General features: G+C 43.1%; 14 protein-coding genes and 1 pseudogene. 14 read left to right on the plus strand and 1 reads right to left on the minus strand.

The window, feature by feature from the left end; translation table 11 throughout:
• Positions 1 to 228, plus strand: a pseudogene (locus B6A27_RS18570) (hypothetical protein); the annotation flags it as partial.
• A gap of 352 nt (positions 229 to 580) precedes the next feature.
• On the opposite strand, the gene B6A27_RS01735 reads toward B6A27_RS18570, so the two are convergent.
• Complete coding sequence (locus tag B6A27_RS01735) at positions 581 to 1,474, minus strand: LysR family transcriptional regulator (RefSeq protein ID WP_044742085.1); 894 nt, start codon at positions 1,472 to 1,474, stop codon at positions 581 to 583.
• Between the two features lie 158 nt (positions 1,475 to 1,632).
• Here B6A27_RS01735 and hpaI point away from each other — a divergent pair, with 158 nt between their 5' ends.
• The 13 genes from hpaI to B6A27_RS01800 all read left to right on the plus strand — a co-directional run bounded on the left by hpaI (position 1,633) and on the right by B6A27_RS01800 (position 15,675).
• Complete coding sequence (gene hpaI, locus B6A27_RS01740) at positions 1,633 to 2,562, plus strand: 2,4-dihydroxyhept-2-ene-1,7-dioic acid aldolase (RefSeq protein WP_044742086.1); 930 nt, start codon at positions 1,633 to 1,635, stop codon at positions 2,560 to 2,562.
• 54 nt (positions 2,563 to 2,616) lie between these two features.
• A complete protein-coding gene (hpaE, locus tag B6A27_RS01745) occupies positions 2,617 to 4,137 on the plus strand; it encodes a 5-carboxymethyl-2-hydroxymuconate semialdehyde dehydrogenase (RefSeq protein WP_080859820.1) in 1,521 nt (506 codons plus the stop codon).
• Between the two features lie 68 nt (positions 4,138 to 4,205).
• Positions 4,206 to 5,678, plus strand: coding sequence for a 4-hydroxyphenylacetate 3-monooxygenase, oxygenase component (gene hpaB / locus B6A27_RS01750; RefSeq protein ID WP_066149431.1), 1,473 nt, complete (start codon positions 4,206 to 4,208; stop codon positions 5,676 to 5,678).
• A gap of 317 nt (positions 5,679 to 5,995) precedes the next feature.
• Positions 5,996 to 6,979 (plus strand): 3,4-dihydroxyphenylacetate 2,3-dioxygenase, encoded by a 984-nt coding sequence (gene hpaD / locus B6A27_RS01755; RefSeq protein WP_044742089.1) that lies wholly within the window; start codon positions 5,996 to 5,998, stop codon positions 6,977 to 6,979.
• A gap of 43 nt (positions 6,980 to 7,022) precedes the next feature.
• A complete protein-coding gene (locus tag B6A27_RS01760; protein WP_044742090.1) occupies positions 7,023 to 7,487 on the plus strand; it encodes a flavin reductase family protein in 465 nt (154 codons plus the stop codon).
• Positions 7,488 to 7,999: 512 nt separating this feature from the next.
• Positions 8,000 to 8,896 carry a cytidyltransferase gene (locus tag B6A27_RS01765; RefSeq protein ID WP_080859822.1) on the plus strand — a complete coding sequence of 299 codons (897 nt, stop codon included), beginning with the start codon at positions 8,000 to 8,002 and terminating at the stop codon, positions 8,894 to 8,896.
• A 102-nt stretch (positions 8,897 to 8,998) separates the two neighbouring features.
• The gene (locus B6A27_RS18575; protein WP_156450541.1) at positions 8,999 to 9,157 is read left to right on the plus strand and encodes a hypothetical protein; all 159 of its coding nucleotides are present in this window, start codon (positions 8,999 to 9,001) and stop codon (positions 9,155 to 9,157) included.
• Positions 9,158 to 9,184: 27 nt separating this feature from the next.
• Entirely contained in the window at positions 9,185 to 9,529 is a 345-nt protein-coding gene (locus B6A27_RS01770) for a DUF485 domain-containing protein (protein ID WP_231734655.1), read from the plus strand.
• Positions 9,530 to 9,531: 2 nt separating this feature from the next.
• Complete coding sequence (locus B6A27_RS01775) at positions 9,532 to 11,088, plus strand: solute symporter family protein (RefSeq protein ID WP_044742092.1); 1,557 nt, start codon at positions 9,532 to 9,534, stop codon at positions 11,086 to 11,088.
• A gap of 317 nt (positions 11,089 to 11,405) precedes the next feature.
• Positions 11,406 to 12,203: a fumarylacetoacetate hydrolase family protein gene (locus B6A27_RS01780; RefSeq protein WP_066149439.1), complete on the plus strand. Its 798-nt coding sequence runs from the start codon at positions 11,406 to 11,408 to the stop codon at positions 12,201 to 12,203.
• A complete protein-coding gene (locus tag B6A27_RS01785) occupies positions 12,200 to 12,943 on the plus strand; it encodes a fumarylacetoacetate hydrolase family protein (protein ID WP_066149441.1) in 744 nt (247 codons plus the stop codon). Before B6A27_RS01780 ends, B6A27_RS01785 begins: the two co-directional genes overlap by 4 nt.
• A gap of 240 nt (positions 12,944 to 13,183) precedes the next feature.
• Entirely contained in the window at positions 13,184 to 13,570 is a 387-nt protein-coding gene (locus tag B6A27_RS01795) for a 5-carboxymethyl-2-hydroxymuconate Delta-isomerase (RefSeq protein ID WP_044742096.1), read from the plus strand.
• A gap of 599 nt (positions 13,571 to 14,169) precedes the next feature.
• Positions 14,170 to 15,675, plus strand: a complete 1,506-nt coding sequence (locus tag B6A27_RS01800; RefSeq protein WP_080859826.1) for a malate:quinone oxidoreductase — start codon at positions 14,170 to 14,172, stop codon at positions 15,673 to 15,675.
• Positions 15,676 to 15,769: the final 94 nt, after the last annotated feature.

Here is a 15,769-nt window from a genome sequence, read left to right on the forward strand (position 1 = left end):
GATATGGACATGAAAGGAAAATTTTTAACAATAATTAATAAAAAAGATTTTGGTGAATCATTTTTACCTATAAAGAATCCAGCCTATTTTGACTACAACAAACAATTAAAAGGATTTTTAGTGTCTAATCCTCAAAACGGAACATTACAATTTATGAAAAATGGTAAAATAGTTAAGAAACTTAAAGTTGGTGAAAATAGTAGCATAGTTAAGTCTGTGCAAAAATAAAACTTTGGCTATCTGTTTGAATGAAGCTAAAATCAGCCAGTATAAAAAAAGAACTTTTTTCCTCTAATAAAAGCTGTTCCCATAAAAAGTTGATGACTCTTTATTTGGAGTTCAGGGGTTATCTAATAGGGAAAAAGGTCAACTTCAGTCATTTGAAGAATTGAACGAACGATGCCCGTAAAAACACGGCTGAAAGGCAAGTGCAAGTGCACACACTTGCCTTTTCGTCATGTGAATGCGTGATGAAGGTCATGAACACCCCCGCTTTGGTTCTGTGAAGCGGGGGTGTTCGTCCTCTATTAAACAAAAAAGCCATCACTTTTCAGCGCATATTACAACTGCTGCCTCCAAGTTACTCAAAGACTGGTGCCATATATTCATACTCAAAGGTTTGGAGGAATTGGCGAGCTGCTTTTGACAGACGGCGGTTTTTAAGCCAAATCACGGCAGATTCTGATTCAATCTTGCAATCTTCAATTTCACTAATTTTTAAATCGGTTAAAGGGAAGGAGCATAATGTCGACTTCGGAAGCAGCGCCACTCCTACTCCTGCTCTTGCAAGAGAGAGGAGCATGGCGGCATCAGGGCCTTGACAAACAACATTCGGTTCAAATCCATGCTTTCGACATGTATCGATCACGAGCTCATAAAGGCCGACACCGCTAACTCGGTGTAATAGGATTAATGGAATATGCTTGAGTTCCTGGATTCGCATCTTTGGGCTGACAGGCCAGTGTTTCGATGAGATCACGACAAAATGATCCGCGGGCAACATAAGCAGCGAAAAGTCATGCAGGTCTAAAGGGAGGCGGACGATGGCAAGTTCGATTTCGCGGTTTCGTAAATTCTGCGCCAGACGGAATGAATCTCCCTCATATAACCGAAAACGAACCTTTGGATATTGTTCACGAAACTGCCGAATGCGTTCCGGTATGTAAGCAAAGCATGTTTTGACGGATCCGATCGATAAGATTCCCTTAATGCCTTGCCCCACTTCTTTTACTTCTGTAATGGTATCATCAAGTTGATGCAGCAGCTCTTTTGCTCGTCTATACAAAATTTCCCCGGCTTCTGTCAGCTCCATATTTTTTCCGTTCCTTTCCATCAAAAGAACGCCTAGCTCATCTTCGAGAGATTTCAATTGGTAGCTTAGCGGAGGCTGGGCCATATGGAGCTTTTTGGCTGCTCGAGTAATCTGTCCTTCCTCCGCAATGGTTGAAAAATAACGAAGCTGCTTAATATCCATTACAGTCTCCATCCTTTCCATTAAGTATATTTTTTTTGTATAGAGCATTAATTTTTTTAGTATTTTTCATATAGATTAACACATGATACATTTGATTTGTAAGATATTTCAGATAAAATGAAATTTTCCAACTAAAAGAAACGAGGGAGAGCGAGAAGATGGGAAATTTGGAAGCGGTTAAGAAAAAATTGCGAGGTTCCATTGCTCCGATTATAACCCCGTTTAACGAGGATGGTTCGATTGATTTTGAAACGCTGGAGCAATTGATCAACTGGCATATTGAGAGCGGTAGCCATGCGATTTCTGTAACGGGAACAACGGGGGAGCCGAGTTCATTGACGCTTGAAGAGCGCGTACAAGTGATGAAAGCAGCGGTTAAAGCGGTGAACGGTCGCGTTCCTTTCGTACCGGGTACAGGTTCGACTAATCATGCTGAAACGCTTTATTTAACAAAGATAGCACAAGAAATTGGCGCCGATGCGGCATTAGTAATTGTTCCATATTATAATAAACCATCTCAGCATGCCCTTTATAAACACTTTAAAGCGGTAGCTGATTCCGTGGATATTCCGATTATTGTCTACAATATTCCAGGAAGAACAGCGGTCAATCTTGAAGTGAAAACACTTGCGAAATTGCGGGAAGATTGTCCAAACATTATCGGGGTGAAGGAGTCCAACAAGGATTTTGAACATGTAAACCGAGTGTTGCTGGAATGCGGAAGAGATTTTCTCCTTTATTCAGGCATTGAACTGTTATGCTATCCAATGTTGGCGATTGGCGGGGCGGGATATATAAGCGCCACAGCTAATGTCGAGCCGAAGAAGGTAGCCGAAATGTACAATGCTTGGAATGCAGGCAACGTCCAACGCGCATTGGAGCTTCATTATGAGTTAATGCCATTAAATGATGTGCTCTTTAAAGACACGAATCCCGCTCCTGTAAAGGCGGCATTAGGCATGATGGGGAAAATTAAACCGGTTCTTCGTCTGCCAATGGACTTACCGACACAGGCTTTGCAAGATGAAATCCGCGAAGTTCTCAAGAGATACGTAGATTTGCCGGAGGAAGTTTCATCGAACTCATGAGACGGTCCTTTTCCATAACATCATAAAAAATAGGGTAAAGGGATGTGAAAAAAGATGGAGAATCAAGGAATAGCCGTTCAAAAATCGGCTCATAAGCAAGTAGACGATGTCCAGCACTATATAAACGGGAAATTTGTAGAGGGCCGGTCAGGAACCAGCTTTGATAACATCAATCCTTTTACAAATGAAGTGATCAACCGTGTAGCAGAAGGCCGCCAGGAGGATGTAAATGAAGCGGTGATGGCAGCGAAAAGAGCGTTTGAGCATGGCCCGTGGGGAACGATGAAAGTGGAAGCGCGAATGAAGTATATAAATCGTATCGCTGATCTGATTGATGAAGAAATTGAGGAAATTGCCTTTTTAGAAGCGCTGGATACGGGACTTCCGATAAGTCAAACGAAAAAGATGACAGCACGGGCTGCGGAAAACTTCCGCTTTTATGCAAGAATGGTTCAAGCCAAATTGCACGGCGAGTCCTACCTGGTTGACAAAGAATTCATCAACTATACCATTTACAAGCCGCTTGGCGTGATTGGACTGATTACACCGTGGAATGCTCCTTTCATGCTGGAAACGTGGAAAGTCGCACCGGCATTAGCAACAGGCAATACAGTCGTATTGAAGCCCGCAGAGCTTTCGCCGTTAACAGCTAATAAACTGGCCGAAGTGATTCATAAAGCCGGTCTTCCAGAGGGGGTATTTAATGTTGTCCATGGTTTTGGAGAAACGGCAGGAGCCGCTCTTGTTGCGCATCCAGATGTGAAAGCAATTTCTTTTACAGGTGAAACTACAACAGGCTCGATCATTATGAAAAATTCAGCGGATACATTAAAAAAAGTATCGATGGAGCTTGGTGGAAAATCGCCATTCATTGTATTTGAAGATGCTGATTTAGAGAGGGCGCTTGATGCCGCCGTATGGGGAATTTTCTCGTTCAACGGTGAACGCTGTACCGCAAACTCTCGCGTTTTTCTTCATAAAAACATTAAGCCTCAATTTGTAGAAGCATTAAAAGAGCGTGTAGCCAACATCAAAATAGGAGATCCTTTAGATCCTGCTACACAGCTGGGACCTTTAATTGAAAAAGCCCATTTTAATAAAGTGCAGAGCTACATCGAACTGGCAAAAGAAGAAGGATGTGAGGTGGTACAAGGGAGCGTGCCTGAGGAATTAAGGGAAGGGAACTTTGTCCCGCCAACCTTATTATTAAATGCCAAAAATGAAATGAGAGTATGCCAAGAAGAAATATTTGGCCCTGTGATGGCCGTTATTGAATTTGAGACAGAGGAAGAAGTGATTGCAATGGCCAACGATGTAAGATATGGACTTGCAGGCTACGTCTGGACAAACGATATTAAAAAAGCGCATCGTGTGGCACATGCGGTCGATGCCGGAATGCTATGGATTAATGCTCAAAATGTAAGAGATCTTCGCATTCCGTTTGGCGGTACGAAAGATAGCGGAATTGGCCGAGAAGGCGGACATTATGCCATTTTCGAATTTTACACGGAGCCGAAAGTGATTCATGTAGCAATTGGGGATCACCATATACCTCAATTTGGAAAAAAGAAATAGAGAATCAAAGAAGCAGATAGAATAACAATGGATCGGTGATGAAGGGAATTTCCAAAGGAGAGAGTGAGATGCCAGCTAAAACAGGAAAACAATATATTGAGAGAGTGGATGAGGCGCAGGCAGTTGTCTGGATTAATGGCGAACAAGTAAGAGGAAAGATTTCTGAGCATCCTGCTTTTAAAGGAGTCATGAAAACGCAAGCAGAGATGTATGATATGCAACATGATCCCGCCAAGCGAGATTATATGACATATGTATCGCCAACAACAGGAGAACGTGTAGGGACTTCATTTATCCAGCCAAGAACAAAAGAAGATCTTGTGATGCGCCGCAAGATGATGCAAGAATGGGCCAAATATAATGGAGGAATGATGGGACGTTCTCCAGACTATCTTAACGTTGGCATCATGGCTTACGGCGCAGCTGCCAAAATGTTTGGGAAACAAGATCCGTTTTACGCTAAAAATATGGAAGAATATTACGAGTATTGCAGAGAAAATGATATTTCTCTCACTCATACGCTCATTCAGCCTCAAGTCAATCGGGCGGTCAACGCCGCACAGCTGCCAGATCCTTATATTGCCGCTCGGATTGTGAAGAAAACATCGGAAGGAGTGGTGATTCGCGGAGCGCGTTTGCTTGCAACGCAAGGGGGAATTACAGATGAAATTATGGTATTTCCTTCGACTCTATTAAAACAATCCGAAGAAGAAAACCCATATGCTTACGCATTTGCAATTCCCAATAACACCCCCGGGTTAAAATTTATTTGCCGTGAATCATTCGATTACGGAAAATCCCACTTTGACCACCCGCTAGGATCACGCTTTGAAGAAATGGATACGGTTGTTGTTTTTGATGATGTGGTGGTGCCGTGGAACCGCGTATTTGCACTTGGTGATGTAAGCGTTTGCAACCAGGCGTACAACGAAAGCAATGCCGTTGTTCATATGACGCATCAAGTAGTCGCTAAAAACATTGTGAAAACGGAATTTGTGTTAGGAATTTTACAACTAATGGTGGAAACGATCAACATCGGACAGTTCCAGCATGTCCAAGAAAAAATGTCCGAGGTGATTATCGCGTTAGAAACGATGAAAGCCTACATGACAGCAGCGGAAGCGAACGCAAAAATAGATAAATGGGGGATTATGACGCCTGATTTTACGCCACTAAATATTGCTCGCAATTATTATCCAAAGATTTACCCTCGATTTAGTGAAATTATGCAGCTATTAGGTGCTAGCGGTTTAATGGCTATTCCGTCAGAAGCAGATTTTAAGTCAGACATTCGCCCAGATTTAGATAAGTATTTGCAAGCGGCGAATGGAGAAGCTTACCATCGTGTGAAATTGTACCGTCTTGCTTGGGATGTTTGTATGAGTGCATTCGGCACAAGACAAACCTTATATGAGCGCTTTTTCTTTGGCGATCCTGTCAGAATGGCGAGTGCTTTATATAACGGCTATGATAAGCAAGAATATGTAGATCGTGTGAAAGAGTTTCTCGACCGTTCAGAACAGATGATTCAAAATAATTAAATTCTTTGCGATAGAGGGTTGTGAGATGGTTTTTCAGTTCATCATCTATTGACGAGTTGCCGCAACTAGATCATGAAAGCTAGCAAGAAATCACGGGAAGCCTATATAGATACGACTAAGGAAACGTACAGCCCATTCAAGAAGAATTTCTATAAGTCTCGACGGTTGGCAAAAAGTGGCTGGGTACGTCAAAGTATGGCCGAGTCCCAAACAACCAATCGCTTACAGGTGTCAATAGGCGAGGGTGGTCGGTTGTCCGACCGTCGAAAAGTGTAGTGAAGGTATTACCACATTCAATAAGTGGGGGAGTTGGTAGGATGGAATTTAATATTATCCGCATTGCGAGAGTAGTGATTAACGTCACGGATTTAGATCGTTCGAGAGATTTTTATGTAAACGCTTTAGGTTTTGTTGAAACAGAGTGTGACGGAGAACATATTTATTTAAGAGGATTAGAAGAGCATACGCATCATAGCTTAGTGTTAAAAAAATCAGATCAACTTGGTGTTCATGCCCTTGGATATAAAGTGGCGTCAGAAGCCGATTTAGATAAATTAGCCGCGTTATTTCAAGCAAAAGGCTTGAAAACGAAATGGTTGGAAGAAGGAACGCAATATGCGATCGGCAGAGCATTGCATGTCCATGATGTATCCGGGATGCCATTGGAGTTTTTCTGCAAAATGGATCGGGTGGAGCGGATGCTTCAACGTTATGATCAGTATAAAGGGGCGAGAATCCAGCGCATTGACCATGTAAACTGCATGGTTCCTGATGTAGAAAAAGCCTATGACTTTTTTATGAAAGAATTAGGATTTGCTTGCTCTGAGTACACCGTGACAGAGAAAGAGCGGATTTGGGCAGCATGGCTCCACCGAAAACAAGGGGTACACGATCAAGCTTTTATGAACGGAGAAGGTCCGCGCCTTCATCATATCGGCTTTTGGCTGCCAGATCCATTAGCATTAATCCATTGTTGCGATATACTGGCTTCTATCGGCTATGCAGAAAGTATTGAGAGAGGACCAGGGCGCCACGGACTTTCCAATGCCTTTTTCCTTTATTTAAGAGATCCGGATGGTTATCGAATTGAGCTTTACAACGGGGACTACTTGACAAGTGATCCCGATTTTATTCCGATTCGTTGGGAGTTAGATGACCCGAGACGTCAAACATTTTGGGGGCATAAAGCTCCAGAAAGCTGGTTTAACGAAACGTTTCCGTTTTTAGACATTGATACAGGAGAACCGATTCCTGTCTCCAAAGCGACTTTAGAAAAAATTAAACCAGAATTTATCCTATAGCTGCTTGTCCATGGGATCAAACAGAACGAAGGGGGGATGAGCAGTGGATGATCGGACATTTAGAAATGCAATGGGAAAATTCGCGACAGGAGTAACGGTAATCACAACGGCAGTAGATAGGGACGTTCATGGAATGACAGCCAATGCATTTATGTCGGTTTCTCTTAACCCTCGATTAGTGCTCATTTCGATTGGGGAAAAAGCGAAAATGCTAGAAAAATTGAATCAGTCAGACGCATTCGCTGTCAATATCTTGTCTGAAGATCAGAAGGAATTATCCATGCAGTTTGCAGGACAAATACAGAAAAAGCGCGAGGTAACATTTGAGTGGCTACATGGTATTCCTATTTTAAATGGTGCTTTGGCCAATATTGTCTGTCATGTTTATAGCAAGCAGCTGGCGGGAGACCACACGTTATTTATCGGAGAAGTCATCGATGTGGTTGTGGGGGAAGGGACGCCGCTAACCTTTTTTGCCGGAAAGTATGGAAAAATTGCAAATATATAAAATCGCATGTAGCAGGAGGATGGCTTTTACTCGAACAACCAACCGCTTCTTTAGACGAATGGTGAGATCTGGAAGCGGTATTGTTCGAGAACGCTGAAAAACGACAGGGCGGTGAACTACTCACCACTTAGCTAAAGCTTGAAGTGGGAGCTTCTCAGTTCCACGACGAAAGCCGCCTTTCGTCTCCCTGAGCGTGACTTCGGGTCGTTCCAACCCTAGATGTCCGACAATTCGGAGTTCTTTTGTACCTTGGATATTTTACGCATGGAAGGATCAGCTTGGTTTTCGCATTTTATTTTCTCCATGCAACCTCCTATATCCAGTTATGAAAGAACGACATAGGTTTATTTTACCAAAGGGTCAGACAATTGAACAGGCAAAAGCCTGTCCTTGTCCGAAGTCGATTCATCTCCCACTTTCATCAAGCTTCGCAAGATTTAGAAGTGGGAGACTTCTCGACTGAAGAATGTTAAAAAAATTAAGGTTGATCTGGAGAACAGGGAGGTGTAGCGATGGAAACTGTTTATATCCGGCATCCGATTTCCGCATCCGTCACAGCTCAAATGAGGCCTTGTGTTTTGGCGCTTGGCTTTTTCGACGGCGTTCATCTTGGACATAAAGAAGTTCTAGAGGCTGCCAAAGCAGCGGCGAAGCAAAAGCAGCTCGCCTTTGGCGTTATGACCTTTTATCCTCATCCTAAAGATATTATCCAAGCAAATGAAGAGCCGAGAAAGTATTTAACTCCTTTGCCGATAAAGGAAGAACGGTTTCAAGAGATGGGGGTGGAAAAATTATTCGTGGTCCATTTTACTCCTGAATTTGCGCGTCTCCGGCCGGAAGATTTCGTCGTCCAATATATCGTAGGCCTTCGTTGTAAGCATGTCGTAGCCGGATTTGATTATCATTACGGATATAAAGGCAAAGGAACGATGGCCACTTTGAAAAAAGAAGGGGACGGAAAGTTTCAAGTAACAGTGATCCATCCGATCAAACGCGAGCAGGAAAAAATCAGTTCTACTGCTATCCGCAATCTGCTGGCTGTTGGGAACGTAGCCTTGATTCCTAGTTATCTTGGTGACTTCTACGAAATAAGAGGGAAAGTCAAAAAAGCGTCGATCTATTATAAAAATAATCAATTTCTTCATATTCTAGTAGATGAAGAATATATGCTGCTAACGCCCGGTATATATAAAGTTTATGTGGAAATAGATGGGCAACGATATAAGGGGACTTGCCAGCAAATTTCTAGCAATGGTAACCAATCATTCCTTTTAGTTCAGCTGACAAACTGCCTCATCAACACGTATGAGAAACGGGTTAAGGTAAAATGGCTTCAATTCTCTTTGCGCAAAGCAAAAGAGGATCACGACATCTATCAATATATGGAGGGAGAGCGAAGAATTATTTAGTCCTGTCTTGATGAAGATTGGATTGAAAAAGGTCTTAACCAATCAGTTCCGTCCTCTGCAAATAATGGAACAAGTCCATCATTTGCAATAGGGGACGCAGGAATGGATACGAAAAATAGCTTGTTTCAGAAAATGGTATATAAGCAAAATCACGAAACCTCTCGCATGCCATATAGCAGAGTAAAGGAAAGCTGTTTGGAAAAGAGTTCATCTGCGTTTGAAGAGATGGCAGAACGGAAACGAGTCGGACGTAAAAAATGAACGACAAAAAAGTGGAGGATTGGTGATATGATGGGACAAAATGAACGGGTCGTTGTTAACCATCAACAGCTCCATTATAAGGAGCTTGCTGCATCGGAGAAATTCAAACAGCTTTTAGCTGTAAAGAAGCGCTTTACCATTTATGTAACCCTATTTTTTCTTATCTTCTCTCTTTTGCTCCCCATTTTGGCATTCTACACTAACATCTTAAAAAAGCCTGCCATAGGCGCTATTTCATGGGCTTGGATATTCGTTTTTGCCCAATTTGTGATGACATGGATCATCTGCCACTTGTATGTAAAAAAAGCGGCTGAATTTGATGACATGGCGGACCAAGTGCTGCTGCATCATCAAGAAGAGGGGGAAAGATGAACATGGATGTAAAAGTTGTGACCCTTTTTACTCTCATCGTTGCCGTCACGCTTCTCATTACTTACTATGCTTCCCAAAAAACAAATAGTGCAAGTTCTTTTTATACGGCAGGCGGGGGGTTAACAGGCTGGCAAAATGGTTTTGCTATTGCAGGGGATTTTATGTCGGCCTCTTCATTTTTAGGGTTGATTGGCGCCATTTCCCTCGTCGGCTATGATGGGATCTTTTTAATGTATGGAGCGCTTGTTTCTTATTTAGTGGTTCTGCTTTTAGTAGCTGAACCTCTGCGAAATCTTGGGAAATATACATTGGCAGATATGATTGTAGAGCGTTTTCAAGCGAGAAAAGTTCGCGGGGTAACAGCCTTTAATGCGCTAACGATTTCTATCTTTTATATGCTGGCCCAACTGGTGGCAGCGGGTGATCTTTTTAAGCTTTTATTGAATATTCGTTATGAAATATCCGTTGTGTTAGTAGGTCTTGTCATGCTAATTTACGTGATTTTTGGAGGAATGACGGCCACAAGCTGGGTGCAGATTACGAAAGCTTTCCTGTTGTTAGGCAGCACATTTGTCATTTTTGTGATGGTGATGGCGAAATTTGATTTTAACTTTTTGCGAGTATTTGAGGAGATGCAGACAGCCACGCCTCTTAAGGAAGCCTATTTAGCTCCGGGGGCGAAATATGCGAACGGTCTTGATGCTTTTTCGTTAACGCTTGGCCTAATATTGGGCACGGCTGGGCTTCCGCACGTTCTTAGTCGCTTTTTAACCGTTCCAAATGCGAAGGTAGCAAGAAAATCTGTCGTTTATTCCATTTGGATTATCGGTTTGTTTTATGTGATGGTGATCTTTTTAGGATTTGCGGCCGCTAAATTTGTAGGGGCGCAAGACATTGTGGCTGCTAATCCAGCCGGGAATATGGCCGCGCCGTTGCTCGCTAAAATATTAGGGGGAGATCTGCTATTTGCTGTGGTCTCAGCGGTAGCATTCGCCACGATTTTAGCGGTTGTGGCAGGAATTGTGATAACAGGCGCTACAGCATTTTCACATGACTTTTATAACGAAATTGTCAAAGGAGGGAAGGCGACAGAGAAAGAACAAATTCGCATGGCAAGGTTCGCATCGATCGGAATTACAGTCCTTTCTATTATCCTAGCTTTATTCGTCCAAAAAATGAATGTGGCGTTTTTAGCTTCTTTAGCATTAACAGTAGCAGCCAGCTCGAATTTGCCTGTTATTTTGTATACCGTTTATTGGAGGCGTTTTAACATAACAGGCGCGATTACAGGGATGCTCGTAGGATTGATTGGAACGATTCTCCTTGTTGCATTAAGTCCCAATGTGTGGAGTCCTGAACAAGGGAAGGCTCTTTTCGTTGGCGAACCGATTTTCCCATTAGCGTCACCAGGAATTGTATCGATTCCTCTTGGCTTTTTAGGAGCCTATCTTGGCACAGTCTTTTCAGCGAGAAAAGAGCAGAACGGCAATTTCGAGGAAATATTAGTTAAATCAAATACAGGGAGCGACATAAAAGGAGTTAGTCATCATGGAGTGTAAGGAGAGGCCATGTGTACAACCAGTAAGAGGTATCTTTAACCTGCGTAAAGATGAATACAAGGTTTTATCACTATTGAAACGATGGTCATGATGACAATTTCTATAAGGCTCCCTTGTTGGTGAATGGATGCATTTCCGGCCTTATCCTAAAAACGAGGAGACGATTGCGGCGGTCGGACGACCGAGCAACCCTGTTCATTGACAAATGAAACAGCCGGTTGTTCGGTTTAAGCGCGACGAAAAAATAGGATTCTGTTTTTGCGTTGGCTATGTAAGCTCAACTTTCTTATAGAAAAATAAAACAAGGAGCGAGGGATATGAGTAAAGTCAAAGTCAGGGTGAAATTCCGCGGCATCCTGCAAGAGAGGGAAGCGGTCGCTAACTTGGACGAGAATAGGATTGAATTGCAAGGAAGGCATTATCGGGTAGATCAGCTGATGTGGGATGCTCCTATATCAGGTGCTGTATACGGAACGCTGTTCAATTATAAAGGAGCGCTTGCCGCTTTGGGAGAGACTGTATATGAAGCTCCTTATCATGGAGAACCAAAAGCTCCTGTTTTATATATTAAACCGAGAAATACAGTCATTGGTTATGGAATGCCCATTCCATTGCCGGCTGATGCCAGAGAGCTTGAAATCGGCGCGGCGCTCGGAGTTGTGATGGGCCGTACGGCAACTCGTGTGAGCGAGGAACAAGCGCTTGAATTTGTAGCGGGTTATACGATCGTGAATGATGTGAGCATTCCGCATCAAAGTTTTTATCGTCCGGCCATCAAGCAAAAGGCTCGTGACGGTTTTTGCCCAGTCGGCCCTTGGATCGTTGAACAGGATGAAGTACCCGATCCGGATGCATTGGGAGTGCGTGTATGGATTAATGGGGAGTTGCGACAGGAAAATACGACAGCAAATCTCATTCGATCTGTGAGCAGGCTTATTGCTGATGTTACGGATTTTATGACCTTATATGCTGGTGACACGCTGTTAGTAGGAGTGCCGGAAGGAGCGCCGGTCGCAAAGGCAGGAGATCATGTTCGCATTGGAATTGACGGGATTGGCAGTTTGGAGAATACGATTATTCATGAGGATGAATTAGCAGGGGGGCAACGATTATGAAGCGAGCACGAATCGCGTATGCCGGAGCCATTCATCATGCCGTTGAAGAGAATGGCTGTATGAAGCTGGAAGATGGCCGTATCGTTGCTGAACATGAAGTGGTTTGGCTGCCGCCTGTGCAGCCTCGTACAGTGTTTGCCCTTGGGCTTAATTATGCCGATCATGCGAAGGAGCTGTCATTTCAAGCGCCGACAGAACCGCTTGTTTTTTTGAAAGGCCCCAATACGTTTGTTGGTCATCGTGCACAGACGCGGCGTCCCAAGGATGTTGTCAACATGCACTATGAATGTGAACTGGCGGTCGTGATTGGCCGTCCAGCTCGTAGAGTGAAACGAGAAGAGGCATATGACTATATAGCGGGTTATACCATTGCCAACGACTATGCGATTCGCGATTACTTAGAGAATTATTATCGCCCTAATTTAAGGGTGAAAAGCCGGGATACATGCACGCCGATTGGACCATGGCTGGTAGATGCTAAAGACATAGCCGATCCGATGAATTTAACGTTAAAAACATATGTCAATGGCAAGCTGACACAACATGGGACGACAAGGGATATGATTTTTGACATCCCTGCTCTTATTGAGTATTTAAGCAGTTTTATGACATTGAACAAGGATGATGTGATTTTAACCGGAACTCCTGAAGGGCTAGCCGATACAGCTGTAGGTGACGAAGTGGTCGCTGAGATCGAAGGAATTGGCCGACTTATGAACACCATTATAGCTGACGAATAAAGCGGCTGCTGATGTTGCTTATCGTTCTCGTGGTAATCATTTTTATAAAGAGAAAAGGAACGATGAAGTTTTGGCTGGGGTTCAGATGTTCGGAGCGCTCGAAAGACCGATTCGTTGATCCTAAAAAGCTGCTAGTCATTCAGCTTTTGGAGCGTGCTTGCACGTATGACAGGCTTTCGATCTTGGCTATCCAAAAAAGGCTTTGCCTCATTTTCAAGTGATAGAAAGAGAGGAGAAATCATGCCACATCTGATTATTGAATATACAGACAATCTGAAGGAGACGATTCATATTTCTGATTTATTGGAAAAAGTGAATCAAGTTCTGATCTCTAAAAGCGATATTTTCCCGATTGGAGGTATTCGTTCGCGGGCCGTTGAGCTTCATCATTACCGGATTGCGGATGGAGCTGAGGACGATGCGTTTGTTCATGTGACTTTAAAAATTGGCGCCGGGCGGTCTGAAAAGGAAAAAAAAGAAACCTGTGATCAGCTTTTTGAGGTAATAAAGGATCATTTTGCGGCGGAATTCGCCAAACGTTACTTAGCATTGTCTCTGGAATTAGTGGAATTCAGCGAAACGGGCACCTATAAGCATAACAATATTCATAAACGTTTTAGAACATAGTGTGGGAGATTTGTTCATTAAGCGAGAGCGGATGCAAAGCATCCGTATTTTTTATGCAGTGTGGTTCAAATAATAAATGAGCAGAAAATGTGGTTTTAACATATCCGAAAAGTTCTGTTACGTTTGTTTTTTGGATATTGAGAAATGCAATAGCCTGATGGGTTTTTTTATAGAAAATAATTCATTCCATTTTCATTGTATAAGCGACAATGCCAACACCGAATTGCATGAACCGCTGCACCTGCACTTCGCTGAGAGGCGAGAGACTTTTCGGAGGGGCTATGTTAGCGCGGAAAAACGAATCAGCAACGGTTTTGTTACCTATGTATATTTATGCGTTTTTTGATTTTTTCATTCAGATATGTGTGCCCATCTTATTGAACACATGGATGAGGATGTCATAAATGATTTCATTAATGACTGTAATATTATAGAAAATATTTTAAATTTATAAATAATAATGCTATACTATAATTAATAATGATATCTCATTCAGAAAAGGTGGATCAGCCAGGCTAGGTTATCGTCTAGTTTGTTGGAGCGCCTAAGGGGAGCGCTTACAGGTTTTCTTTAAATCTTAGGGTATAAGGATGGTAAAGATGAGCAACAATCGGATGAGAACAGATGTGATTTTAATTGGTGCTGGAATTATGAGTGCGACGTTGGGAACGTTGTTAAAGGAATTAGCACCAGACTGGGAAATTACAGTATTTGAGAGGCTCGCAGATGCAGGGGATGAGAGCTCTAATGAATGGAATAATGCCGGAACGGGACATGCCGCGCTGTGCGAGCTTAATTATACGGTCGAAAAACCGGATGGATCGATCGATATTAGCAAAGCGATCAAAATTAACGAACAGTTTAATGTTTCGTTGCAGTTTTGGTCTTATCTTGTCAAAAGCAAGCTGATTGATCATCCGCAGGATTTTATTATGCCATTGCCTCATATGAGTTTAGTGCAAGGGGAAAAAAATGTCGCGTTTTTGAAAAAACGTTTTGAAGCGCTGGCTAGCAACCCTTTGTTTGAGGGAATGGAATTTTCTGATGATCCGAAAAAATTGCAGGAATGGGTTCCGCTCATTATGAAGGATCGGACGCTCAATGAACCTATAGCGGCCACAAGAATCGAATCAGGGACCGATGTCAACTTTGGCGCGTTAACACGCATGCTGTTTGACCACTTGAAACGCAAACATGTGGATATAAGATACAAACATCATGTTGATGATATGAAACGAACTAGCGACGGCTCATGGGAATTGAAAGTCCGAAACCTCGATAGCGGTACGGTCGAGCGACATGTCGCAAAATTTGTCTTTATTGGAGCTGGAGGAGGCAGCTTGCATTTGCTGCAAAAATCCGGTATTCCTGAAGGAAAGGGAATTGGCGGATTTCCGGTAAGCGGAATATTTATGGTGTGCAATAATCCTGATGTTGTAGAGCAACATCATGCCAAGGTTTACGGTAAAGCGAAGGTGGGAGCGCCTCCGATGTCGGTTCCGCATCTTGATACGCGTTTTATTGACAATAAAAAATCGCTGCTATTCGGGCCGTTTGCCGGCTTCTCGCCAAAGTTTTTGAAAAACGGCTCCATGCTTGATTTAATTACTTCTGTAAAGCCGCATAATCTCTTAACGATGCTGGCGGCTGGTGTTAAGAACATGTCGCTGACGAATTACTTGATTCAGCAAGTGATGCTATCGAAAGAGCAGCGCATGGAAGAGCTGCGGGAATTTGTTCCGAGTGCCAGAAGCGAGGATTGGGATTTAATTGTAGCGGGTCAACGTGTGCAAGTGATCAAAGATACGGAGGCTGGCGGAAAAGGAACGCTTCAGTTTGGAACGGAAGTCGTAAGTGCCGCTGATGGTTCGATCGCAGCGTTGCTTGGCGCATCTCCGGGAGCTTCTACCGCTGTACACGTCATGCTCGAAGTGATCACAAGATGCTTCCATGAACGCATGACAGAGTGGGAGCCGAAAATTAAAGAAATGATTCCTTCCTACGGTGTGTCACTTATGAAAAACCCAGGCCTTCTGCGCGAAATTCATGCTTCAGCTGCAAGAACGCTTGGTTTAAGCGAGGGCATGCCGCTTCCCATGGCCTAAAGTGAACGATAAGAATAAGAAACGGTTTTAAGAATATCGTTTGTTATGATGATGGATTCGTATATAGGGCTGGTTGAACATCGCTAGGGCCCAT

The organism is Anoxybacillus sp. UARK-01 (assembly GCF_002075365.1).
In the GTDB taxonomy this organism is placed as follows: Bacteria; Bacillota; Bacilli; order Bacillales; family Anoxybacillaceae; genus Anoxybacteroides; species Anoxybacteroides rupiense.

Excerpts from the sequence above, each read along its gene's own strand:
- B6A27_RS01735 (WP_044742085.1), bottom strand. The coding sequence starts at position 1,474 with ATGGATATTAAGCAGCTTCGTTATTTTTCAACCATTGCGGAGGAAGGA.
- hpaI (WP_044742086.1), top strand. The coding sequence starts at position 1,633 with ATGGGAAATTTGGAAGCGGTTAAGAAAAAATTGCGAGGTTCCATTGCT.
- hpaE (WP_080859820.1), top strand. The coding sequence starts at position 2,617 with ATGGAGAATCAAGGAATAGCCGTTCAAAAATCGGCTCATAAGCAAGTA.
- hpaB (WP_066149431.1), top strand. The coding sequence starts at position 4,206 with ATGCCAGCTAAAACAGGAAAACAATATATTGAGAGAGTGGATGAGGCG.
- hpaD (WP_044742089.1), top strand. The coding sequence starts at position 5,996 with ATGGAATTTAATATTATCCGCATTGCGAGAGTAGTGATTAACGTCACG.
- B6A27_RS01765 (WP_080859822.1), top strand. The coding sequence starts at position 8,000 with ATGGAAACTGTTTATATCCGGCATCCGATTTCCGCATCCGTCACAGCT.
- B6A27_RS18575 (WP_156450541.1), top strand. The coding sequence starts at position 8,999 with ATGGATACGAAAAATAGCTTGTTTCAGAAAATGGTATATAAGCAAAAT.
- B6A27_RS01770 (WP_231734655.1), top strand. The coding sequence starts at position 9,185 with ATGATGGGACAAAATGAACGGGTCGTTGTTAACCATCAACAGCTCCAT.
- B6A27_RS01775 (WP_044742092.1), top strand. The coding sequence starts at position 9,532 with ATGGATGTAAAAGTTGTGACCCTTTTTACTCTCATCGTTGCCGTCACG.
- B6A27_RS01780 (WP_066149439.1), top strand. The coding sequence starts at position 11,406 with ATGAGTAAAGTCAAAGTCAGGGTGAAATTCCGCGGCATCCTGCAAGAG.
- B6A27_RS01785 (WP_066149441.1), top strand. The coding sequence starts at position 12,200 with ATGAAGCGAGCACGAATCGCGTATGCCGGAGCCATTCATCATGCCGTT.
- B6A27_RS01795 (WP_044742096.1), top strand. The coding sequence starts at position 13,184 with ATGCCACATCTGATTATTGAATATACAGACAATCTGAAGGAGACGATT.
- B6A27_RS01800 (WP_080859826.1), top strand. The coding sequence starts at position 14,170 with ATGAGCAACAATCGGATGAGAACAGATGTGATTTTAATTGGTGCTGGA.